Genomic DNA, 22,984 nt, shown 5'->3' on the forward strand with positions numbered 1-22,984 from the left:
CCATGTCGACCGGACTGGCCGGACGCCGGGCGATCGTGACCGGGGGCGCGAGCGGCATCGGGCTCGCGTGCGCCGAGGCGCTCGCCGACGCCGGTGCGCACGTGACGATCGCCGACCTCGACGGCGAGGCCGCGGCATCCGTCGCATCGCGCATCGCCGGTGAGGCATGGACGGTCGACCTCGGCGACACCGCGGCGCTCGCCGACCTGTCGCTCGAGGCCGACATCCTCGTCAACAACGCCGGGCTGCAGCACGTGCGCCCGATCGAGGAGTTCGAGCCGGCCCGGTTCTCGCTCCTGCTGCGCGTGATGCTCGAGGCGCCGTTCCTGCTCATCCGCGCCGCGCTGCCCGGCATGTACGAACGCGGGTTCGGCCGCATCATCAACGTCTCGAGCGTGCACGGGCTCCGCGCCTCGCCCTACAAGTCGGCCTACGTGTCGGCCAAGCACGGACTCGAGGGGCTGTCGAAGGTCACCGCCCTCGAGGGCGGGCCGCACGGGGTCACGTCGAACTGCGTCAACCCCGGCTACGTTCGCACGCCGCTCGTCGAGAAGCAGGTCGCCGACCAGGCGAAGGTGCACGGCATCCCCGAGGAGGACGTCGTGGAGAAGGTGATGCTGACCGAGTCGGCCATCAAGCGGCTCGTCGAGCCCGGCGAGGTCGCGAGCCTCGTGCGCTGGCTCGCGAGCGACGACGCCCGCATGGTCACGGGTGCGAGCTACACCATGGACGGCGGGTGGAGCGCCCGATGACCCACGACTCCATGCGCGACCCCGCGCCGTTCACGGCGCCGGTCCGCGGCGGCGACCTGGCCGGCGGCCAGTGGCGAGCGGATGCCGCGGGCACGCCGATCCTCGCCCTGCACGGCATCACCGCGACCCACCGGGCCTGGCACCACGTCGCCGATGCGCTCCCCGAACGGCGCATCGTCGCACCCGACCTGCGGGGTCGCGGACGCTCGAACGGCCTGCCGGGCCCGTGGTCGCTGCACGACCACGCCGACGACCAGGTCCGCGTGCTCGATGCGCTCGGCATCGACCGCGCGTTCGTGCTCGGCCACTCGATGGGCGCGTTCGTCACGGTCCGGCTCGCGGCGGCCCATCCTGATCGCGTCACGGGCGTCGTGCTCGTCGACGGCGGCCTGCCGCTCCCGCACCCCGAGGGGCTCGCGCCCGACGAGGTCGCGGCGGCCGTGCTCGGCCCCGCGCTCGCGCGGCTCGAGATGCGGTTCGCCGATCCGTCGGCCTACGTCGACTTCTGGAAGGCGCACCCGGCGATCGGCCCGGTGTGGGACGACCACCTCGCCGACTACGTCGCGTACGACCTCGTCGGCACCCCGCCCGAACTGCGCTCGTCCTCGATCGCGGAGGCGGTCGCCCAGAACGTGCTCGAGCTCGACGGGAGCGACGGCTACGCCGACGACCTGGCCTCGCTGCCCGCGCCCGTCGACTTCCTCCGCGCCGAGCGGGGGCTGCTCGACCAGCCCGAGGCCCTGTACTCTCGCGAGCGGGTGGCGGCACTCGCAGAACGGATGCCGGCGCTCCGCGTCACCGAGATCGCGGAGCTCAACCACTACACGATCGTCATGACGGCGGCCGGGGCGGCGCAGGTCGCCACGGCCGTGGCGCCACGACTCGCCGACGAGCACGCAGTCGCTGACAAGGAGGTCACACGATGACACTGGACAAGACCGTCGCCACCCCCGCCGAGGCGGTGGCCGACATCCCCGAGGGCGCGTCGCTCGCCGTGGGCGGATTCGGCCTCTGCGGCATCCCCATGGTGCTGATCGACGCCCTGCTCGAGCGCGGCGTCGGCGACCTCTCGGTCGTCTCGAACAACTGCGGCGTCGACGACTGGGGACTCGGCGTGCTGCTGGCCGCCGGGCGCATCCGCAAGATGACCTCGTCGTACGTCGGCGAGAACAAGGAGTTCGAGCGCCAGTACCTCTCGGGCGAGCTCGAGCTCGAGCTCACGCCGCAGGGCACGCTCGCCGAGAAGCTGCGCGCGGGTGGTGCCGGCATCGCTGCGTTCTTCACGCAGACCGGCGTCGGCACGCAGGTCGCCGAGGGCGGCTTGCCGCAGAAGTACGGCGCCGACGGATCGATCGCGGTCGCGAGCGCACCGAAGCCCGTGCAGTCGTTCACGGTGCGTGGCGAGGAACAGGAGTTCGTGCTCGAGGAGGCCATCACGACCGACTTCGCACTCGTGCACGCCCTCAAGGGCGACCGGCACGGCAACCTCGTGTTCGACAAGTCGGCCCGCAACTTCTCGCCGCTCGCGGCGATGGCCGGCCGCGTCTGCATCGCCCAGGTCGAGGAGCTCGTCGAGCCCGGCGAGCTGGACCCCGACGCAGTGCACCTGCCCGGCATCTTCGTCGACCGCATCGTCGAGGTCGGCACCGGAATCGAGAAGCGCATCGAACGCCGCACCGTGCGAGAGGGGAACTGAACCATGGCTCTCACCCGACTGGAGATGGCGGCACGCGCCGCGAAGGAACTCGCCGACGGCTCGTACGTGAACCTCGGCATCGGCCTGCCGACCCTCGTGCCGAACTACGTGCCCGAGGGGGTCACGGTCGTGCTGCAGTCCGAGAACGGCATCCTCGGCGTCGGCCCGTACCCGACCGACGACCAGGTCGATCCCGACCTGATCAACGCCGGCAAGGAGACCGTGACCGTGCTGCCGGGCGCCGCGTACTTCGACTCGGCCACGAGCTTCGGCATGATCCGCGGCGGCAAGGTCGACGCCGCCATCCTCGGCGCCATGCAGGTGTCGGAGCACGGCGACCTCGCCAACTGGATGATCCCCGGGAAGATGGTCAAGGGCCCGGGCGGTGCGATGGACCTCGTGCACGGCGCCCGGCGCCGCATCGTGCTCATGGAGCACGTCGCGAAGGACGGCTCGCCGAAGATCGTCGACTCGTGCTCGCTGCCGCTGACCGGCAAGGGCGTCGTCGACCGCATCATCACCGACCTCGCCGTGATCGACGTGACCCCCGAGGGGCTCAAGCTCGTCGAGGTCGCGCCCGGCGTCACCGTCGATGAGGTCGTCGAGAAGACCCAGCCGAAGCTCGACACGAGCGCCGTCGAGGTTCTCGCATGACCGACCTCCGCACCGCCTTCCCGTCGGTCTCGTCGCGGCTGGTGACGACCCCGCGCCTCTCGGCGCAGGTCTTCGAGCGTCCCGCGGATGACGCGACCGCCGCGGTGGCGACGGTGGTGTTCGTGCACGGCAACGTGTCGAGCTCGCTGTTCTTCCTGCCGCTGATGTCCTCGCTGCCGGCCGGGGTGCGGGCGCTGGCGATCGACCTGCGCGGCTTCGGGGGGAGCGAGACGCTGCCCGTCGACGCGACGCGCGGCCTGCGCGACTTCAGCGACGACATCGCCTCGGTGCTCGACGAGCTCGACCTCGGGCCCGTGCACCTCGTCGGGTGGAGCATGGGCGCCGGGGTCGTGATGCAGCTCCTGCTCGACCGGGCCGACCTCGTGGCGAGCCTGACGCTCGAGTCGCCCGTCTCGCCGTACGGCTTCGGCGGCACTCGGCTCGACGGCTCCCCGCTGACCCCGGATGCTGCGGGCACCGGCGGCGGGGGAGCGAACCCCGACTTCGTGGCCCGCCTGGGCTCCGGTGACCGCACCGAGGACGAGGGCACGTCGCCGCGCGCGGTGTACCGCTCGAGCTACGTCGCGCCGGGCTTCACGTCGGAGTACGAGGACCTCTGGGTCGAGTCGATGCTCACGACCGCGACCGGCCCCGGCAACTACCCGGGCGACTCGGTGGCGTCGGAGTCCTGGCCCGGCTTCGCCGCCGGCAGCAGCGGTGTGCTCAACACGATGGCGCACACCAACTTCGACGTCAGCGGCATCGTCGACATGCCGTCGAAGCCGCTCATCGTCTGGATCCGCGGCGAGCTCGACGCGATCGTCGGCGACGCGTCGTACTTCGACCTCAACATGCTCGGCAAGGCCGGCATCATCCCCGGATGGCCCGGAGAGGACGTCGCGCCGCCGCAGCAGATGATCGCGCAGACCCGGGCCGTGCTCGACCGTTACGCGGCAGAGGGCGGCAGCTACCGCGAACTCAGCCTCGAGGGCTGCGGGCACTCGCCGCACCTCGAGCGCCCCGACGCGTTCCGTGCCGCCCTGCTCGAGGTGATCGGGGCGTCGGTCTCGGAGCGGTGATCGATACCGGTTCGTGACGCGGGGGTGCGCCGGCCGGCGCACCCCCGCTGCCATGCTGAGCGCGACGGTTCCCCACCTGTCGACAAGGAGGCATCTCGGATGATCCCAACCCGTCGCCGTGGCGGAACCGCCCTGGCACTCCCGCTCCTGTTCGCGACCGCGCTGGCCGCGTCACTCGCAGCCTGCACCTTCGAGTCGCCGGGGCCGGCGCCGACCGCGACCGTATCCGCACCGTCGAGTGATCCGGTGGTCACGCCGTCCGCCGACCCGCTCGAGTCCGTGACGACCGTGGTGGTCCGTCCGGACGGCCTCGACCTCCTCGATGACGCGGGGGCGACGGTCGGCGAGGTGTCGTACGACGATGAGGCCGCCGCCATCGTCGAGGCCCTCGACGCGGTCTTCGGTGCGGCCTCCGAAGTCGAGGAGTTCGCCGGCAGGTGCTGCGAGGCGGCCCCGCGGACGACGATCTACCGGTGGGACGGCTTCGAGGTGCTGGATGACCACATGGGCCACTTCGTCGATGGCGAGACCTGGGTCGACGAAGACGGCCCGGACACCAGCAACATGAACGTGCACGTCCTCGTCGATGTCCCCGCCGTCGGGGACGTGGCCGTCGTGGCCGTGAACGGCTTCCAGCTCGGCGACGACCTCGCGGCGCTCGCCGAGTCGGTCGGGCAGTCGTACGAAGGGAAAGGGTGGGAGGAGATCCCCGTTGAGACGGGGCCCGAGCTCGGCCCGGCCGAGATCCCGGGCGAGCCGAACGCGTACTCCGTGGTCGTGCAGGTCGAAGGTCCGGACGGCGAACCCAGGCTGATCGCCCCGCTCAACCTCGGCATCGGCCGCGTCTGAGCCGGGCCGCTCGATGGTTGCGGGCACCGGCCTACCCTCGAACAGCCGGTGGGGTCCGCGCGCGTGCGGCGCTCTCCAGCCGGGGCCGGCTGACGGCGACGTGGTGCCTCGGCCTCGATCGGCCGTCCAGTACCGTCCGTTCAGTCGTCCACCTCGTCAGCTGGGACTGCGGTTCCGCCGCGGCATCCACTGAACGTGGCGTTCGGGCAGGAGGCGTCGGAACCCATTCCGAACCCTGCGAAGGCCTGCCACGCGGCGCGTCGGACCGCGCCATACTCCGCGTCCGTGAGCCGGGGCGTGCCCTTCATGGACCGGAAGGCGCTCAGGACGGCGTCCCGCGCTGTCAGGAACGACGGGTTCTTGGGCGTCAGTTTCAGGCCGTCCACCACCGCCTGCCACGTGAGCCGGTAGCCGCGCTCCTTGCTGCCCAAGGCGGCCCCGACGTTCCGGTTCACCTGCATCAGTGCCGCGCACCAGATCTCGCCGACGTCGTGCACTTCCCGGTACGAAAGGTCGCCGTTGCCGTCACCGTCGACCTCACCGGCTCCCTTGCCGATATCGCCGAACCTGCCCGGGTACCGCTCATCGTAGGGCCGCTGCCGGATCCCGGCTTCACGGTCGGTCACCCAGCTTCCCGTGACCACGCGCTCCCGCGTGCCGGGGAAGTTGTTGATGGTCAGGGCGAAGTAATCGCTCCAGCCTTCCCCCATCGCCACGGACTGGTCCTCGTTGAGGCCTTCCGCGTCCAGCATCCCGCCGACCAGCCGATTGCTCACTCCGTGCACGTACTCGTGGAAGACCACGTCGGAGTCGTTGGCGGTGTGGCGGCCGGTGGAGGTCACCAGGCCCATGTTCATCAGGCCGGCCACGCCGTCGGCGCGGGTGCTCATGTTCGCAGTGCCCACCACCCTGCCGGGATGGGCGAGGGCATCGACGGGGTCGGCGCCGCGCCCCAGGCCACTGGGATTGGTGGTCTGGAAGTTCCCTGACTCCTCATTGAAGCCGAGCATCAGGAAGAAGTCGTGCATGTAGTTGCAGAAGAAGAAGATGTTGGTGATGAACTGGTCCGGGCTGTCGGCGTTGGCAGCGAACACTCCGCCTCCGGCCGCCGCAGGAATCTCGAACGGCTTCCTGGTGGTCCCGTTGAGCGCACGCACGTTGTTGCCCACGGTGGACAACTTCCCATCGATCGCATCCGTCCACGGCCCGAACGCCGGGAAGTCCGCGGGCGGTTCGATGGGGTATTCGGCGGCCGGCAGGGGGAATGGGACCTCACGGAAGTCGGTCTCACCCGGGTTCCTCGTGATGACGCGGCCGCCCACGGCGTGACTGGCGGAGTCATAGAAGTACAGGATCTCGGGTGCTCCCGGGTCGGCGGTGAATTCGTCGGCCTCCACGAATGCCTTGTACTGGACGATCAGGTCGTCGCGGGAGATCGTGAAGAACCAGGTGAGCCGGAAGCTGCCGCCCATGTCCAGGTACACCAGCCGGGCCGGAATGTCCTCCGCGAAGGCGCCCCGGCTGAACGTCATGGGCCGTGTCGGGAGCGGCTGGAAGGACAGCCGGGTGAAATCGCCCTCGTCGATATCGAGTTGCGGTAGCTCATCGTCGCCGAAATTGCTCCGAAGGGTCCGCGCCTTCGCCGCTTCCCGGACGGCCACCAGGAGGGCCACTTCCGCCGCGACCACGGGCTTGGTGGGAAGATCCGCGGGCACACTCACCGTGTCGCCCACCAGCCTGTCCACGGCGCCGTCGCTGTCCATCCAGACCTTCGGCGACATGGACCACACCTCGATGCCGTTCGAGGTCTGTTGCAGGCTGACCACCCGCAGCCCCTCCGAGGTCGTGGTGACGGTAGGGTCTGCTTCGAACTCGGGCGGAACTGCCGCGTCGAACCCGATGGCGTCGGCCATGGACACGGCGTACGACTTGGCCCTCGCGATCAGCTCCGACTCGGTGGGCTCCACCGCGGCCTCGAGCCCAGGGGCGGGGACTGCCCGGAGTTCCGAGCGGTGCCCCGTGAAGCGGTTCACCTTGCCGAGGTCACCGCCGGGTTCCTCGTCGAGCTGGAGCGACTCGCCCGGCATGGGCGCGGCCTCGTCGGCGCCTTCCCGCCCCGGGTGCGCCCCGTCCGCCTCGGCCACGCGGTCGAAGTCCAGGTTGCGCTGATCGATGATCTTGGCCATGGTCGTAGTCCCTTCTGGATCGTTCAGAGTCCCGCGAGCGTCAGCGCCGCGACCGTGACCGACCGGGCGATCGCCGCGGCGTACCCCGGGTCGTAATCGGCGTCGTCGAGCGTGTCTCCGGGGAGGTGGTACTGCCGCGTGCCGGTCGCGGGTGCGGTGTCGGCGAAGAAGTTCTCGGAGACGGCGACCGCCGCCCACCCGCGCTCGTGGAAGCTCGCGTGGTCGCTCCGCCCGGCGGCCGGGTCCGTGCTGCCAGTGAGCCGCTGGACGTCCAGTCCGGGCTCCACAGCCAGTACGGCCTCCGCCACCCGGTCCCCGAGGGCGTTTGAGGCAGCCACCACCGGACCCGGCACCGCCGACCCCGCATGGATCTCCACCTTCTGCTCGCCGTCCTGTCGTCCGGCGATCATGTCCATCTGGAAGACGGCGGCGATGCGGTCCGCGCCCGCGGCCGCCGCGCGGGCGTACAACTTGCTGCCGATCAGGCCCTGTTCCTCGGCGTTGAACAGGACGAAGCGGATGGTCCGCTCCGGCGCGGCGCCCTGCGCCACCAGGCCGCTGACGCACGCTGCCGCAGCCAGGACTGCGGCGGCGCCGCTCCCGTCGTCGTCCGCGCCGGGCGCCGGGTCGGTCCGGGGATCGTACGGGCGCCGTTGCCCGGTCGGATCGACGAAGTCGCCCTGCGCTGCTGTCGAATCCAGATGCGCCGTGACGAGGACGGCCCCGTCCGATCCGGGGACGAGGTGTTCGGCTGCCACGTTGGCGAGCCGGTGCCCGCGCCACGTGAACGGCTGGAGCGTGACGCTGAAGCCGAGGCCCTGGAAGTGCGCCGCCAGCGCGTCGACGACCGCCATGTTGTCGGCGTTGGCTGCATCCCGGCTCCGGACCCGTTGCGGTTCGCCGTCGATCAGCGGGGCGGCGCCGGAGATGCGTGCGACGTGCTCCCGCAGGGCGTCGGACGTGACGGCGGCGCGCACCGCCGCGACGGTTGCCGGCGACGGCGCCGCCCCCGCGAATCCGGCAAGGCCGACCGCGGCGGCGAACGCCTCGGCGTCACGCTGCCCCGGACGGCCCAGCAGGCCGGGATCGGGAAGCAGCCGCTCTGTGTGGCCATGCCGGGCGTCCGGGATGTGGATGTCCTCCACCGGGGTCCCGGCGACGGCGGCGACGTAAACGCCTCCCGGAGCCGGGCCGAGGGAGGTCACCGTCCGCGTCAGTCCGGACAGCCGGCCGGCCACGAAGGCGAAAGCCGCCGCCGCTCGTGCGTCCGCTTCAGGGCCGGCGTCGGCGACGAAGTCCTCAGGCCTGCCGTCGGCCGCTCCGGCTGCGAAGGCGGACGGCGGCGGAACCGGCCGGTCGTCGCGCACGAGGAACGCCACGGTGTCGTCCACGGGATCCCGCTGGTCCACGTCGAACCCGGCGTGCTCCAGCGCCTGCACGCCGGCGGCCGTGGCCATCGCGAGGACGAGCCGCGGCGAGGGGACGTGTACCGGGACGACTTCGGACGCGTCCGCGGTCGCCCGGAGATCGTCGAGTCCCTGCTCGGCGGCCAGGCCGATGCGGATCCACACCACCGGGCGCCGCTCGATCGCCGCGGCGGCGAAGACGGGGTGGGGAGCGGTCCGCAGTCCCGCCTCGCGGGCAACGGCGCGCTCGTCCGGGTCCTCGCCGACGAAGACGCACGCTCCGGCCGCGACGCCTGCACTGGCAACGGCGGCGTCGAAGATCGCCCTCGTGTCCTTCGGACCCCAGTGGACCAGGGCGGCGGTGGGGAACCGCCCAGGGAATGCGGCGTCGAGGGCCGCGGCGGCGTGGGCGCGCGCCTGCGCGCCGGGGCCGGGATTCGAGATGATCCCCACGGGTGTCCCGGCGAGCGCGTCGAGGACCTCGAGGACCCGCGGCCGCGGACGGAAGGTCAACGACCCGTCCGGGGCAGCACTCACATCCGCGAGCGTGGTGCCGATATCGAAGAACGCGGTCATGACCCTGCCTCCATCCGACCGGCCTAGGCCCGGGCCACGTACACGCCCGCTTCGCCGAACCCGACGATGTCGGCCCTCCCGCCACCGGTCACGTCGACCACGAACCTCGGATGCCGCTCGATCCGCCAACCGCCCGCCGTGTTCGCATACCCGAAATGCGTGTCGACGAGCCCCGGGGTCTCGAAGGCGCCGCCGCCCAGGTTCCGGGAGATGTACACGCCGGCGTCGCCGAACCCCACGATGTCCGGCAGACCGTCGCCGGTGGTGTCCGCCAGGAACCTCGGATGCCGCTCCACCCGCCAGCCGCCTCCGACGTACCCGAAGTCGGCCACGGCCAGGGTCACCGGGCCGTACCCGCCGTCCGCCCGGGCCAGCGACACATAGACGCCGGCGTCCCCAAAGCCCAGGATGTCCGCCCGGCCGTCGCCCGTCAGGTCGACGACGAACCGCGGATGCTTCTCCACCCGCCAGCCGCCTGCCGCATATCCGAAATCGTCCACGACGCGCCGCAGGGCGTCATAGCTGCCGTCGGCCTGCGCCCGGGAGATGTACACGCCGGCGTCGCCGAACCCCACGATGTCCGCCCGGCCGTCGCCCGTGGTGTCCGCTAGGAACCGAGGGTGTCTCTCCACGCGCCAGCCGCCGGCGTTGAAGCCGAAGTCGGCCACGACCAGCCGCACAGCGTCGTAGCTGCCGTCCGCCTGTGCCCGGGACACGTACACCCCGGCGTTGCCGAACCCCACGATGTCGGCCCGGCCGTCGCCCGTCGTGTCGGCCAGGAATCTCGGATGGCTCTCCACCCGCCAGCCCCCTGCCACGTACGCGAAGTTGTCGACGACGCGCCGCAGCGCATCGAATGTGCCGTCCGGCTGCGCCCGGGAGACGTACACGCCGGCATCGCCGAATCCCACGATGTCGGCCCGGCCGTCGCCCGTCGTGTCGGCCAGGAACCGCGGGTGTCTCTCCACCCGCCAGCCGCCGGCGACGTAGCCGAAGTCGTTCACCGCGAGGTGGGGTGCCTCGAAGCGGCCGTCCGATTGCGCCCGGGAGACGTATGCGCCGGCATCGCCGAACCCCACGATGTCCGCCCGGCCGTCGCCCGTGGTGTCGGCCAGGAACCGCGGATGGCGCTCCAGCTGCCAGCCGCCCGCGGACGCACCGTAGTTGCGGACCAGGAGCTGCGGGGACCAGCCGAGGTGCGCCGGGGTGTAGCCGCAGAGCGTGAACGTGTTCCCCTTCATCAGGCAGGCGACGCCGCCGCCGGCGGAGCAGTTCTCGCAGTTGCCGTTGACCGTTCCGTAGCGTCCCCAGCTGCCGCCGCAGTTGCAGCCGCTGACGGCGTATTCGTCCGGGCAACCGAAGATGTGTCCGGTCTCGTGGGCGAAGACCCGGTCGATGTTGTCAGGGCCCCAGCCGTCGTTGTTGTAGTCCATGACGACCCGCGGTCCGCCGATGGAGGCGTAGGCGAAATGCCCCAGCGGGTACTTCGTGAAGAAGCCGCAGTAGGTCCACCGCGTGCCGAAGCGGGTGCGGAGGTCCTCCACGTAGGTCACCACGCCGTTCCAATCGGCGCTGTAGCCGATCGCTCCCATTGCCGGATTCCGCCACAGACCCTCCAAGTCCGGGTTGGCGGGATCCGCCGGGGTGGCGAGCGTGACGTTCTGGATGTCGTAGGCGAACGTGATGCCGGCGATCGGGTTGGTCGTGGCGAAGTACCCCAGCCCGTTCTGGACCTCGGCCACCACCTTCAGGACCTCTGCGTCGGAGAACCTGAGCGCCGCCGTCGGGCCTTGGACGATGACGATTCCGACCGCCACCGTGCCCTCGAGGTAGCTGCTGGTGGGGGCCGCTGCGAAGGCCGAGGCCCGCGCTTCGGCCTCCTCGAGGCCCACCGGCACGATGTCGGTGCAGCCCCCGCCCATGTCCCATTCCTCGCCTTGCCGCGGCCGATTCTGCTTCGCGGCGCGGTAGTCCTCCGAGTCGCGCAGCCCCAGCGCTTCCAAGCCGAGCCGCTCCGTCTCGGTCAGGTCCCCTGGTGGCTCGTCCGGGGCGAGCGCGTTCTCCGGACGTTCGGCGCCCTCGGGCACCGTCGAGATCCGGACACGTCCGTACTGGTGGATCGGCGGATTCGGGTCCGCCCCGCTCCGCAGTCCCCGGAAGTCATCCAGGACCGCCAGTTCCATGACATCCAAGTCGCCGGCCATCTGCCTCTCCTCACCCATGCGAACAGCAGGACTCTGTACCCGGAAGCGTCACCGCGGCGTCACCGGAGCAGGGGAACCACTTGAAGCACGAGTGTGACCGGGAGATGCGTCGCAGGACAGGGAGCGCTGGATGGCGGACGTCAGAGGTGGGGCGGTGATTCCTCGGGCCAGTCGGGGGCGTCCATGCCGGGGGCGTCCCAGGGCAGACCGTCTCCGAGGCGGGTCTTGGGGTCGCGCCGAGACAGCCAGGCGTCGACGAACAGCCGCTCCGTGGACGTGAGCTTCACGGACCTCGGTACGGCGCCGGCGTACCAACTGGTCCCGGGCACCGCTCGGGCAGGTGGGAGCCCCGCCCGGAGGCGGACGATCGCGATCCGGGGCGGAAGCCACTGGAGCACGACGGCGTGCCGGCGCACCCGCTCCAACATCGCACCCGGCGGCGCCCCGGCGTCGAGCACCACCACTGCCTCTGCAGGCTCCCGGTCCATTCGCTGCTCCCCGGCACAGGCCGGCCGGCCGCCTGACGCTGCCGCCCCTCGGTCACAGGATAGCGCCGACGTCTGCGAGTGAGCCGCCCGCAGGATAGGCGCCGCTCGGCGATGACACCAGTCCCTCGCGCTCACACGCGAGGGACGCGGAGGATGGGAGCGCGACCGGGGGGACGGGTGCCGGAGGAGGCATCATGACCGACCGCGCCGTCCACGATGACCGGGTCGCCCCCGAGCCCGAGGATCCGCGGAAGCCGGACACGCCGCCCGAGGTGTCGAAGCGGTCGTGGAAGTACATCTTCCGCAAGACCTTCCGCGAGTTCGTCGACGACCAATGTCAGGACAGCGCGGCTGCACTGACGTACTACGGCGTGCTTGCCATCTTCCCCGGCCTGCTCGCCCTGACCTCGCTGCTGGCGCTCGTCGGCCAGGGTGGAAGGGCGATCGATGCGCTCCTGGGCGTGCTCGAGGGCATCGCGCCGCCCGAGGTGCTGCAGGTGCTGAGCGATCCCCTCCAGCGGTTCGCCGACTCGCCCGCGGCAGGCCTCGGCTTCGTGACCGGCCTCGTCATCGCCCTGTGGTCGGCGTCGGGGTACGTCGGCGCGTTCGGGCGTGCGATGAACCGCATCTACGAGATCGAGGAGGGGCGGCCGTTCTGGAAGCTGCGGCCGGTGCAGCTCGGCGTGACGGTCGCCGTCGTCGTGGCCGTCGCGATCGTCGCGGTCATCCTGGTGGTGTCCGGTCCGATCACGGATGCCATCGGCGAAGCCCTCGGACTCGGCCAGGCGGTGCGCATCGTGTGGGAGATCGCGAAGTGGCCGCTCCTCGCGATCATCGTGATCGTCGTCATCGCGCTGCTGTATCACGCGACCCCGAACGCGAAACAGCCGAAGTTCCGCTGGATCAGCCTCGGCGCGCTGCTCGCGATCATCGTGCTTCTCATCGCGTCGGCGGGGTTCGCGCTCTACGTCGCGAACTTCTCGAACTACGACCGCACCTACGGATCGCTCGCAGGAGCGATCGTGTTCCTGCTCTGGCTCTGGATCGCGAACAACGCCCTGCTGTTCGGCGCGGAGTTCGATGCGGAGATCGAGCGCGGACGCGAGCTCGAGGCGGGCATCCCCGCCGAGGAGCGCATCCAGCTGCCGCCGCGCGACACGCGCAAGATCGACGAGGCCGAGAAGAAGGAGAAGGAGGACATCGAGCTCGGCCGGAGGATCCGGGAGGCGCACGCCGACGACGCGGCACGCGGGGCCGCGGAGGAGGAGTCCCAGCGCTGACGCCAGGCGCGAGCCATCCGTTCGATGGAGGAGCCAACCAGCAGCCCGGCCGTAGACTTGCACGGTGCCTGCAGTGAACCTCGGAATGCCGAAAATCCCCGAAACGCTGGCCCCGCGACGCAAGTCCCGCCAGATCAAGGTGGGCAAGGTGCTCGTCGGCGGCGACGCGCAGGTCAGCGTGCAGTCGATGACCACGACGCCGACCCCCAATATCAACGCGACCCTGCAGCAGATCGCCGAGCTCACGGCCTCCGGTTGCGACATCGTGCGGGTCGCCGTGCCGAGCCGCGACGACGCCGAGGCGCTGCCGATCATCGCGAAGAAGAGCCAGATCCCGGTCATCGCCGACATCCACTTCCAGCCGAATTACGTCTACGCGGCGATCGACGCGGGTTGCGCCGCCGTGCGTGTGAACCCCGGCAACATCCGCAAGTTCGACGACCAGGTCGGCGAGATCGCACGGCGCGCCAAGGCCGCGGGCGTGTCGATCCGCATCGGCGTCAACGCGGGCTCCCTCGACCCGCGCCTGCTGCAGAAGTACGGCAAGGCAACCCCCGAGGCGCTCGTCGAGTCGGCCGTGTGGGAGGCGAGCCTGTTCGAGGAGCACGACTTCCACGACTTCAAGATCTCGGTCAAGCACAACGACCCGATCGTGATGGTCAAGGCGTACCGCATGCTCGCCGAGCGCGGCGACTGGCCGCTCCACCTCGGCGTGACCGAGGCGGGCCCGGCCTTCCAGGGCACGATCAAGTCGGCGACCGCGTTCGGCATCCTGCTCGGCGAGGGCATCGGCGACACCATCCGCGTCTCCTTGTCGGCCCCACCGGTCGAAGAGGTCAAGGTCGGCCTGCAGATCCTGCAGTCGCTGAACCTGCGCGAGCGCAAGCTCGAGATCGTGTCGTGCCCATCGTGCGGTCGGGCGCAGGTCGACGTGTACAAGCTCGCGAACGACGTGACCGACGGCCTCGAGGGCATGAGCGTGCCGCTTCGCGTCGCGGTCATGGGCTGCGTCGTCAACGGACCCGGCGAGGCGCGCGAGGCCGACCTCGGCGTGGCATCCGGCAACGGCAAGGGACAGATCTTCGTCAAGGGCGAGGTCATCAAGACGGTGCCCGAGTCCGAGATCGTCGAGACGCTCATCGCCGAGGCCAACCGCATCGCCGACGAGATGGGCGCGGATGCGCCGGTCGGCGCGCCGCAGGTCGTCACGTCCTGAGCCGCCCGCGAGTAGGGTGGGCCGCACGGGATGACCGCGCACGCGGCATCCGATCGCGAGAGGGGACCGCGATGAGCGGAGACGGCGCGCAGTTCGAGTACCCCGACGAGGCCGGGTACCCCGATGGCATGGGCACCCTCCACGAAGGCACCGAGGACGCGGCCGACGAGGTCGAGGCCGAGGTCGACCACTTCGCCATGGAGGACGAAGAGGACGACGACGAGGACGTCTGACCCTGCGCTCGGCGGCGGGCGTCAGCCCGCCGCCCGGAACTGCACCGTGCCGGTGCGGATGTCGGCGCGCTCGAGGACGACCGTCAGCGGCGCGCCCGCACGCGCCGTCTCCGGCGCCGGGCACGTGGCGGTGACGGCGGGGTCCGCGAGCTGGATGACCGCCGATCCGTTTCGCAGCTGCAACACGGTCGCCTCGAACCGGTCGCCGACACGGTCGGCGAGCACCGCCGCCTCGACGCGCGCGATCGAGGCCGCGTCGAGCTGGGCGGCGCGCTGCGTCGACGTGCCCATGAGCGAGGGCAGCTGCGCGAGGGACTCACGGGCCCAGCCGGGCACCTCCCGCCCGGCGGTGACGGCCGCGCAGACGACGAGGCCCCAGCGGTCGACGAGCCGACGGAGCGGCGCCGTGACGTGGGCGTAGGGCGCCGCGAGCGCCGACTGCACGGGATCGGCCGGCACCGTGCCATCCATCGCCTCGTAGCCCGCCCCGCGGAACAGCCCGCCGGCCGCCTGGAGGATCGCGAGCGACGCCGGCTCGTCGCGCGACAGTCCACGCAGGTACTCGCCGTAGCCGATCGACTCGGGCCATGGGTGCCCGAGTGCCTCGGCCTGGCGGCGGAACGCGGCGACGTCCTCGTCGGACGGCTTGGGCATCGTGCGGAGGATGCCCACGCGGGCCGCGATCATGAGCTCGGCGGCGGCCATGCCGGTCATGAGCGAGAGCTGCGCGTTCCAGTCCTCGACGGGCAGCAGGTGTCGGCGCTCGAGTGCGTACCCGCCGTCGGGCGTGCGCACGATCTGCTCGTCGGGCACGTTGAGGCTCGCACCGCCGCGCGCACGCTCCTGCTCGGTGCGCAGCTCGCCGATCTCGCGGAGCAGGGCGAGCGACCCGTCTGCGGAGCCCGAGTCCACGCGACGCTGCGCCTCGGTGTAGTCGAGCTGCTCCCGCGAGCGGACGAGGGCGCGCTCGAGGCGGGTGGCGAAGACCGCGCCGGCCTCGTCGAGGTCGAACGACCACACGAATGCGCTGCGGTCGACGCCGGGCAGCAGCGACGCCCGGTCCTCGCTGAGCACCGGCGGATGCAACGGCACGCGCCCGTCGGCGGCGTAGAGCGTCTGGCCGCGCACGCGGGCCTCCGCATCGACGGCCCCGCCCGGCCGGACGAAGCCAGGCACGTCGGCGATCGCGTAGTCGACGGTGTAGCCGGCGGGCCGGCGGGTCAGGTGGAGCGCCTGGTCGAGGTCGCGTGAGCCGGCCGGATCGATCGTGACGAAGCCGACGTCGCGTCGGTCGGCGTCGGGCGGCGGCGCTGCGGATGTCGCGCCCTCCGCTTCGGCGAGCACGGCGTCCGGGAACCCGTCGGGCAGGCCCATCTGCTGCCGGAGCTCGGCGAGCGCCGCGGCGAGTTCACCCTGCGCGGCGGAGCCGGCGACGTGCGGTCGGCGTCGTGGCATGGCCCAAGCCTAGGCGCGGCCCTGGTCCGAGCCTCCCGATCCGGTGGGCTCCGTCGAGCGGGCGGACGCGCCATCCGCATCTCAGTAGAATTCTCCGGTGCCCACTCGCCTGACGAACTTCTTCCTCCGCACGCTCCGCGAAGACCCCGCCGACGCCGAGGTCACGAGCCACAAGCTGCTCGTCCGCGCCGGCTACATCCGGCGCCAGGCGCCCGGCGTGTTCGCCTGGCTGCCGCTCGGCCTGCGCGTGAAGGCGAAGATCGAGCGCGTCATCCGCGAGGAGATGGAGCGTGCGGGCGCCCACGAGGTGCACTTCCCGGCGCTGCTGCCGCGCGAGCCCTACGAGCAGACCGGCCGCTGGACCGAGTACGGCGACGCGCTGTTCCGCCTGAAGGACCGCAAGGAGGCCGACTACCTGCTCGCGCCCACGCACGAGGAGGTCTTCACGCTGCTCGTGAAGGACCTGTACTCGTCGTACAAGGAGCTGCCGCTCACGATCTACCAGATCCAGGACAAGTACCGCGACGAGGCGCGGCCGCGGGCCGGCCTGCTGCGCGGTCGCGAGTTCACGATGAAGGACGCCTACTCGTTCGACGTCACCGACGACGGGCTCGACGCGAGCTACCGGGCGCAGCGCGACGCCTATGAGCGCATCTTCGAGCGCCTCGGACTCGACTACGTGATCGTGCAGGCCGATGCCGGCGCCATGGGCGGCTCGAAGTCCGAGGAGTTCCTGCACCCGACCCCGGTCGGCGAGGACACCTTCGTCCGCTCGGCCGGCGGCTACGCGGCCAATGTCGAGGCCTTCAGGACCGTCCCGCCCGAGCCGATCCCGTTCGACGGACTGCCGGCACCCGAGGTGCTCGACTCGCCGAACACGCCCACGATCGCGACGCTCGTCGACCTCGCGAACCTCGAGTACCCGCGCCCCGACGGCCGCGATTGGACCGCGGCCGACACGCTCAAGAACGTCGTGCTCGCGCTCACGCATCCCGACCACACGCGCGAGATCGTGATCGTCGGAATTCCCGGCGACCGCGAGATCGACGCCAAGCGCGTCGAGGTCGCGTTCGCGCCCGCCGAGGTCGAGGCGGCGACCGAGGCCGACTTCGCCAAGCACCCGGGCCTCGTGAAGGGCTACATCGGACCCTGGTCGCCCGAGGGACCGGTGTTCGGCGCGGAGTCCTCGACCGGCCTCCGGTTCTTCCTCGACCCGCGCGTCGTCGACGGCACCGAGTGGATCACGGGCGCGAACATCGACGAGCAGCACGTGTTCGGGCTCGTCGCGGGCCGCGACTTCACGGCCGACGGCACGATCGAGGCCGCGAACGTGCGCGAGGGCGACGAGGCTCCGGATGGCTCGGGGCCGGTCGAGCTGGCCCGCGGCATGGAGATCGGACACGTGTTCCAGCTCGGCCGCAAGTACGCCGAGGCGCTCGGGCTCAAGGTGCTCGATGAGAACGGCAAGCTCGCGACCGTGACGATGGGCTCGTACGGCATCGGCGTCACGCGCATCCTGGCGATCATCGCCGAACTGCACAACGACGAGAAGGGCCTCGCGTGGCCCGCGGCCGTCGCGCCGTTCGATGTGCACGTGCTCGCGACGGGCAAGGACGCCGCGGCGTTCGACGCCGCCGAGCGCGTCGTCGCCGACCTCGAGGCCGCCGGCTTCGACGTGCTCTACGACGACCGGCCCAAGCTCTCGCCGGGCGTGAAGTTCGCCGACGCCGAGCTCATCGGCGTGCCGAAGATCGTGATCGCCGGGCGCGGCGTCGCCGACGGCGTCGTCGAGGTCTGGGACCGCGAGTCGGGCGAGCGCGCGAGCGTGCCGATCGATGGCGTGCGCCAGGTCCTCGGACGCTGAGCCGCCGGCAACGAACGACGACGCCCCCGAGCGCTCCGCACCGGAGCACTCGGGGGCGTCGTGACGTCGGTCACATGCGGGCGTATCGCGCGCGGGCGAAGCAGAACACGCCGTAGATGATGAGGCCTGCGCCGACCAGCCAGAGGATGAAGGTGCCGAACGGCAGCTCGGCGAGGCTCTTCAGCGCGGCATCGACCCCGCCGGCCTTCTCGGGATCGTGCGTGAGGGCGGCGAGCACGAAGAGCACGCCGACGACGCCGATCGCGATGCCCTTCGCGATGTAGCCGACGACGCCGAAGGTCACGATGCCCTTGCGCGCGGCCGGGTTGCCCGGCAGGTCGAGGTGCTTCTCGAACGAGCGCTTGATGCCGCGATACACGAACGCGATGCCGACGCCGAGGATCACGAGCCCGACGAGCACGAGCAGGAACACTCCGCCCGGTGTCGCGAGCAGCTGCGCTGTGAGCGTCTGCGACGACTGCGACGAGTCCTGTCGCCCGCCGAGCGCATAGACGAGCGCGGTGACGGCGATCGCGAAGTACGCGACCGCGGTCCCCACGTACTTGACGCGGTAGCCCCACTTCTTCTTGGTGTCGGGATTGCGCTCGAGGAACGCCTGCACGACCTGCCAGAGGCCGAGCGCGAACAGCCCGATCGCGATGACCCAGAGGAGCAGGCCGCCGAACGGCCAGCTCGCGACCTGCTGCATGGCGCCGCCCTGGTCGGCCTCTCCGCCGGCCCCCTGGGCCACGGAGATCGCGATCGCGCCGATCACGATGTGGACGATGCCGAGGACGACGTATCCGATCCTCGCAAGCGTGCGAAAGATCGTCGAGTTCTCCGCCGCACTGGCGGCGGTCTTGCCGGAAGCCGTGGTCATGCGCTCAGCGTGCCGCTCGCGAACCGCCCTCGGCAAGGGCCTTGCCTTCCGCTTGCGCACTGGGCTTTCGCAGTGCTAGGCGAGCGCGGGCGCCGGTTCGCGCACCCGACCCGCGGCGTTCACCTCACGGACACCGTCGCGCCGCTGCCGGGCCATGCGTTCCCGGGAGGCTCGGGCTCGTCCCTCCGGCCCGACGCGCGGCGATCCGCGCACTGAACGAGGAGCTGCCATGACCATCCCCGAACTCCGGATCACGCCCGCCTCCCACGCGGTCGGCAAGCGCTCGCCCGTGACCTGCCGGCTGAAGTGCGCCGACGCGTGCCTCGGCCCCGAGTGCAACACGTCCGCCAACCCCCACTTCCGCGACATCGCGTCGGCGGCGATCTCGCGTCGGTCGCTGCTCGGCCTCGGCGTCGCCGGCGCGATCGGCCTCGTGGTGGGCAACGCCGCCGGCGGCGGACAGGTCAGCCCCGCATTCGCCGCGAAGCCGGGCACGGCCGGGCTCGCGTTCGACCCGATCGCGCCGGTCGGCCGTCTCGTCGACGAGTTCACGGTGCCCGCCGGCTACCGCTGGCAGCCGATCATCCGCTGGGGTGACCCGCTGTTCTCCTCGATCCCGTCGTTCGACTTCGACGCGCAGACCGCCGAGGCGCAGGCCGGCCAGTTCGGCTACAACAACGACTACCTCGACATCCTCGCCGACGCGAGCGGGAAGACCGGCGTGCTCGTCACCAACCACGAGTACGTCAACCCGAACGTGATGTTCGCGCCGACCGGCGATGCCGCCGAGCTGCGCCGCCGCGGCGAGATCTACAAGGCCGCGATGGGCATGACGGTCGTCGAGGTGAAGCGACGTCGCGTGGGCGAGCCGTGGCAGTACGTCGTCGACGGACGGCGCAACCGCCGCGTCACCGTCGAGACCGTGTTCGAGCTCACCGGTCCTGCCGCCGGCTCCGACCTCGTGAAGACCGCCGACGACGCCGAGGGTCGCTGGGTCAAGGGCACCCTGGGCAACTGCGCGGGCGGCACGACGCCGTGGGGCACCGTCCTCTCGGGCGAGGAGAACTTCAATGGCTACTTCGCCTGGGCCGCCGACACCGCAGCGCAGAGGCGCTACAGCGGCTCGGCGACCACGACCACCGAGACGGGATGGGAGCAGTTCGACGCGCGCTTCGATGCGCACGACCCGCGCTTCGTCAACGAGCCGAACCGCTTCGGGTACATCGTGGAGATCGACCCGAGCGACCCGACCTCCACGCCGAAGAAGCACACGGCCATGGGTCGCTTCAAGCACGAGGGCGCGAACGTGACGATCGCCGAGGACGGCCGCGTCGTCGCGTACATGGGCGATGACGAGCGCAACGACTACCTCTACAAGTTCGTGTCGAAGGGCCGCTACACCGCGGCGACCTCCACCGGCGCGCGCAAGAAGAACATGGAGCTGCTCAGCGAGGGCGACCTGTTCGTCGCTCGCTTCTCGGGCAACTCGCCGGCCGCGGAGATCACCGGCACCGGCGCCCTGCCGAGCGACGGCGCGTTCGACGGCGTCGGCGAGTGGATCGCCCTGACGCGGGACGGCGAGAGCGTCGTGCCCGGGATGACCACCGCGGAGGTGCTCGTGTACACGCGCCTGGCCGCCGACCTCGTGGGCGCCACGAAGATGGACCGCCCCGAGGACGTCGAGCCGAGCCCGCTGACCGGCAAGGTGTACCTCGCGCTCACGAACAACAGCAACCGCGGGCGGACCGCCCCGCTCGACGAGGCGAACCCGATCACCGGCAACCGGTACGGCCACGTGGTGGAGCTCACGGAGACCGGCGGCCAAGCGGGGGAGACCTTCGGCTGGAGCATCCTGCTGCTGTGCGGCGACCCGTCGACCACGGCGTACACGTACTTCGCGGGATTCCCGAAGGAGCTCGTGTCGCCGATCTCGTGCCCCGACAACGTCGCCTTCGACTCCGAGGGCAACCTGTGGATCTCGACGGACGGCGCGCCGAGCACCATCGGCTACAACGACGGGCTGTTCCGGGTGCCGCTCGAGGGACCCGAGCGCGGCAACGTGCAGCAGTTCCTCTCGGTGCCGCGCGAGGCCGAGACGTGCGGCCCGGTCATCCACGACCGCGAGGGCCTGGTCTTCGTCGCCGTGCAGCACCCGGGTGAGAACGGGGCGGTCGGCGCCCAGACGTCGTTCTTCCCGGACTACGTCGCCGAGCACGGCGACGGCACGGCCGCGGCACCGCGCCCGTCGGTCGTGCAGGTCTGGAAGGGCTGAACCGGCCTGACGACGGGGTGAAGGATGCCGCGGCATCCGTCACCCCGTCGTTCACGCGGCGCGGGACGCCCGACCTGATTCGCCCAGGAGTCGCTCGACGGCGTCGGCGCCGGCGCCGGCGGCATCGGTCGAGCGCAGCCGCTCGCCCAGGGACCTCGCGGCCGCCTGCAGGTCGCGATCGCCGAGGATGGCCGTGACGGCCGCCGCGATGCGTTCGGGCCCGGCGGTGCGGGGCAGCATCCGCCCGGCGCCGGCGTGCTCGACCGCCTTCGCGATCATCGGCTGATCCAGCAGCGGATGCATGGGCAGGAGCAGGACGGGAACGCCGTGCGCGAGCGCCCGGAACGTGGTCGAGTGCCCGCCGTGGCCGATGAGGAGGGATGCCTCGCGGAAGAGCGCGTCGTGGTCGGCGCGGTCCATCACACGCACGTTCCGCGGTGCGACGAGCTCGCGATCGGGTCGGAGCCCGCCGAGCGTCGCGACCGCGCGGACGGGGAGCGCTCCGAGTGCCGTCGCGATGTGCTGGTAGGCGTCGGTCTGCCCGGGGAACCACGTCGTGGACAGGCTCACGACGACGAGCGGCGGCGTCGACGCGTCCGGTGCGGCCGGCACTCCCGTCTCGACCGCGCCGATCCACTCCGATGCGCGCGCGAGCGCGGTGCGGCCCTGCGAGGCCGGGTCGAGTCCGGCGTCGGTCGTGACGATCCGGGCGTCGGCGTCGCGCCAGGCGGCGAGGGGATCGGCGCCCCGGAGGCGCGCGCCGATGCCGATGGGGCCGCGCCGGAAGGAGCGCTCCCAGTAGGCCAGGAACGTGTGCAGCAGCACGGCGGTCGGGACGCCGGCCGACTGCGCCCCTCGGACGGACGACGCCATCAGGCCGTCGACGACGGCGGCGTCGGACCCGGCCACGGCATCCCGGACCTCTCGGGCGAGCGTCCGGGAGGAGGCCAGCCTGACGGCGTCGGCGACTGCTGCGGGGACCGTCTGGCGCACGGTGCGGTCCCAGAACCCGAGGCCGTCGAGCGGTTCGAAGGCGTGACCTGCGCGCACGACCGGGTCGGCCTGTCGTCGCTGACCCAGCACGCGCACGCGATGGCCACGTCGTGCGAGCTCGTCGGCGATGCGGAGCGTGGGCGGGAGGTTGCCGCCTCCGTCGACGGTGACGATGTGGATGGTCGACATGGCGACCCCTTTCAGGAGCCGGGAGCGCGGCCGGGGTCCGGCCGGATCCGGTCGATGACGGCGGCGACGAGCTCGAGCATCCGATCGAGGGTCTCGTCTCGCGTGCGGGCGAGGTCGCGCCGCCAGAGCTTCCACGTGAACACGTCGGTCGCGGCGACGAGGAGGTCGACGCTCCGCTCGTGCATCGCGTCAGGCAGCGGGTCCAGTTCCGCAGCGAACAGGGTCGCCGCCCACTCGCGGTGCGCCGCCTTGCCCCGGCCGACCGCCGCCGCGGCGAGCGGCTCCCAGGTCTCCTGGCCCAGGAGGAGCAGCACGAGGTCGCCGCGGGACTCGTAGTGGTCGACGAGTGCGCCCAGCGAGGCGCGCACGTCGTCGGCGTCGACGGGACGTTCGCCGCGGACCTCGGCGCTCGTGCGCTCGATGGCCTGGCGGAAGAGCTCGTCGCGGGAGCCGAAGATCCGCAGGACCGTCTGCACCGACACGTCGGCGCGATCGGCGATCGCGGACAGCGTGCAGGCCGTGAGGGGCCGCTCGCCGGCGAGTTCGACCGCGGCCCGCGAGATCCGCAGCCGGGTCTGCTCGGCCTGCTCGGCACGGACGCGCATGGTGTACTGGCGAGTCGTTTTCATGTCAACGCCCATTCTCACCGAATACAGATTCCGTGTCAACGATCACTCACATGAAATAGGCGGCCGTGGATGACGGTGTCCGC

The 22,984-nt window shown here is 71.4% G+C and carries 19 protein-coding genes; 11 read left to right on the forward strand and 8 right to left on the reverse strand.

Translation table 11 applies throughout. The features are described from left to right. The first annotated feature begins 2 nt into the window (after nt 1-2). The 6 genes from ACFQ58_RS16780 (at nt 3) to ACFQ58_RS16805 (ending at nt 5,030) form a co-directional block, all read left to right on the forward strand. Nucleotides 3-752, forward strand: coding sequence for a 3-hydroxybutyrate dehydrogenase (locus tag ACFQ58_RS16780; protein WP_376952533.1), 750 nt, complete (start codon nt 3-5; stop codon nt 750-752). Then, nucleotides 749-1,678, forward strand: coding sequence for an alpha/beta hydrolase (locus ACFQ58_RS16785; RefSeq protein WP_376952318.1), 930 nt, complete (start codon nt 749-751; stop codon nt 1,676-1,678). The genes ACFQ58_RS16780 and ACFQ58_RS16785 overlap by 4 nt, the downstream gene beginning before the upstream one ends. Further along, nucleotides 1,675-2,448 (forward strand): CoA transferase subunit A, encoded by a 774-nt coding sequence (locus ACFQ58_RS16790; protein WP_376952319.1) that lies wholly within the window; start codon nt 1,675-1,677, stop codon nt 2,446-2,448. Before ACFQ58_RS16785 ends, ACFQ58_RS16790 begins: the two co-directional genes overlap by 4 nt. A 3-nt stretch (nt 2,449-2,451) precedes the next feature. Next, nucleotides 2,452-3,102, forward strand: coding sequence for a CoA transferase subunit B (locus ACFQ58_RS16795; RefSeq protein ID WP_376952320.1), 651 nt, complete (start codon nt 2,452-2,454; stop codon nt 3,100-3,102). After that, complete coding sequence (locus ACFQ58_RS16800) at nt 3,099-4,181, forward strand: alpha/beta fold hydrolase (protein ID WP_376952321.1); 1,083 nt, start codon at nt 3,099-3,101, stop codon at nt 4,179-4,181. The genes ACFQ58_RS16795 and ACFQ58_RS16800 overlap by 4 nt, the downstream gene beginning before the upstream one ends. 99 nt (nt 4,182-4,280) lie before the next feature. Next, nucleotides 4,281-5,030, forward strand: coding sequence for a hypothetical protein (locus ACFQ58_RS16805; RefSeq protein WP_376952322.1), 750 nt, complete (start codon nt 4,281-4,283; stop codon nt 5,028-5,030). A 140-nt stretch (nt 5,031-5,170) separates the two neighbouring features. Here ACFQ58_RS16805 and ACFQ58_RS16810 read toward each other — a convergent pair whose 3' ends face one another. The 4 genes from ACFQ58_RS16810 to ACFQ58_RS16825 all read right to left on the reverse strand — a co-directional run bounded on the left by ACFQ58_RS16810 (nt 5,171) and on the right by ACFQ58_RS16825 (nt 11,890). Then, the gene (locus tag ACFQ58_RS16810; protein ID WP_376952323.1) at nt 5,171-7,216 is read right to left on the reverse strand and encodes a M36 family metallopeptidase; all 2,046 of its coding nucleotides are present in this window, start codon (nt 7,214-7,216) and stop codon (nt 5,171-5,173) included. A gap of 23 nt (nt 7,217-7,239) precedes the next feature. Continuing rightward, entirely contained in the window at nt 7,240-9,198 is a 1,959-nt protein-coding gene (locus tag ACFQ58_RS16815; RefSeq protein WP_376952324.1) for a M28 family metallopeptidase, read from the reverse strand. Between the two features lie 23 nt (nt 9,199-9,221). Continuing rightward, the gene (locus tag ACFQ58_RS16820) at nt 9,222-11,402 is read right to left on the reverse strand and encodes a hypothetical protein (protein ID WP_376952325.1); all 2,181 of its coding nucleotides are present in this window, start codon (nt 11,400-11,402) and stop codon (nt 9,222-9,224) included. Between the two features lie 140 nt (nt 11,403-11,542). Continuing rightward, nucleotides 11,543-11,890, reverse strand: coding sequence for a hypothetical protein (locus tag ACFQ58_RS16825; RefSeq protein ID WP_376952326.1), 348 nt, complete (start codon nt 11,888-11,890; stop codon nt 11,543-11,545). A 194-nt stretch (nt 11,891-12,084) separates the two neighbouring features. Between ACFQ58_RS16825 and ACFQ58_RS16830 the strand changes: the two genes are divergently transcribed. The 3 genes from ACFQ58_RS16830 to ACFQ58_RS16840 all read left to right on the forward strand — a co-directional run bounded on the left by ACFQ58_RS16830 (nt 12,085) and on the right by ACFQ58_RS16840 (nt 14,619). Next, the gene (locus ACFQ58_RS16830; RefSeq protein WP_376952327.1) at nt 12,085-13,170 is read left to right on the forward strand and encodes a YihY/virulence factor BrkB family protein; all 1,086 of its coding nucleotides are present in this window, start codon (nt 12,085-12,087) and stop codon (nt 13,168-13,170) included. A gap of 85 nt (nt 13,171-13,255) precedes the next feature. Beyond that, nucleotides 13,256-14,386, forward strand: coding sequence for a flavodoxin-dependent (E)-4-hydroxy-3-methylbut-2-enyl-diphosphate synthase (gene ispG / locus ACFQ58_RS16835; protein ID WP_376952534.1), 1,131 nt, complete (start codon nt 13,256-13,258; stop codon nt 14,384-14,386). Nucleotides 14,387-14,457: 71 nt separating this feature from the next. Continuing rightward, a complete protein-coding gene (locus tag ACFQ58_RS16840; RefSeq protein WP_376952328.1) occupies nt 14,458-14,619 on the forward strand; it encodes a hypothetical protein in 162 nt (53 codons plus the stop codon). A gap of 21 nt (nt 14,620-14,640) precedes the next feature. On the opposite strand, the gene ACFQ58_RS16845 is transcribed toward ACFQ58_RS16840, so the two are convergent. Further along, the gene (locus ACFQ58_RS16845; protein WP_376952329.1) at nt 14,641-16,074 is read right to left on the reverse strand and encodes an RNB domain-containing ribonuclease; all 1,434 of its coding nucleotides are present in this window, start codon (nt 16,072-16,074) and stop codon (nt 14,641-14,643) included. A gap of 97 nt (nt 16,075-16,171) precedes the next feature. On the opposite strand from ACFQ58_RS16845, the gene ACFQ58_RS16850 reads away from it, so the two are divergent. Continuing rightward, on the forward strand, nt 16,172-17,938 hold the full coding sequence (locus tag ACFQ58_RS16850; protein ID WP_376952330.1) for a proline--tRNA ligase: 1,767 nt from the start codon (nt 16,172-16,174) through the stop codon (nt 17,936-17,938). 70 nt (nt 17,939-18,008) lie between these two features. Here ACFQ58_RS16850 and ACFQ58_RS16855 read toward each other — a convergent pair whose 3' ends face one another. Beyond that, the gene (locus ACFQ58_RS16855) at nt 18,009-18,818 is read right to left on the reverse strand and encodes a DUF1206 domain-containing protein (protein WP_376952331.1); all 810 of its coding nucleotides are present in this window, start codon (nt 18,816-18,818) and stop codon (nt 18,009-18,011) included. Nucleotides 18,819-19,047: 229 nt separating this feature from the next. On the opposite strand from ACFQ58_RS16855, the gene ACFQ58_RS16860 reads away from it, so the two are divergent. Continuing rightward, nucleotides 19,048-21,090, forward strand: a complete 2,043-nt coding sequence (locus tag ACFQ58_RS16860) for a PhoX family protein (RefSeq protein WP_376952332.1) — start codon at nt 19,048-19,050, stop codon at nt 21,088-21,090. A 51-nt stretch (nt 21,091-21,141) separates the two neighbouring features. On the opposite strand, the gene ACFQ58_RS16865 is transcribed toward ACFQ58_RS16860, so the two are convergent. Together ACFQ58_RS16865 and ACFQ58_RS16870 are read right to left on the reverse strand one after the other, a co-directional pair. Next, nucleotides 21,142-22,272 carry a glycosyltransferase gene (locus tag ACFQ58_RS16865; protein WP_376952333.1) on the reverse strand — a complete coding sequence of 377 codons (1,131 nt, stop codon included), beginning with the start codon at nt 22,270-22,272 and terminating at the stop codon, nt 21,142-21,144. An 11-nt stretch (nt 22,273-22,283) separates the two neighbouring features. Next, nucleotides 22,284-22,901, reverse strand: coding sequence for a TetR/AcrR family transcriptional regulator (locus ACFQ58_RS16870; protein ID WP_376952334.1), 618 nt, complete (start codon nt 22,899-22,901; stop codon nt 22,284-22,286). Nucleotides 22,902-22,984 lie beyond the last annotated feature (83 nt).

It is taken from the genome of Agromyces sp. NPDC056523, from assembly GCF_042794545.1.
Classification (GTDB): Bacteria; Actinomycetota; Actinomycetes; order Actinomycetales; family Microbacteriaceae; genus Agromyces.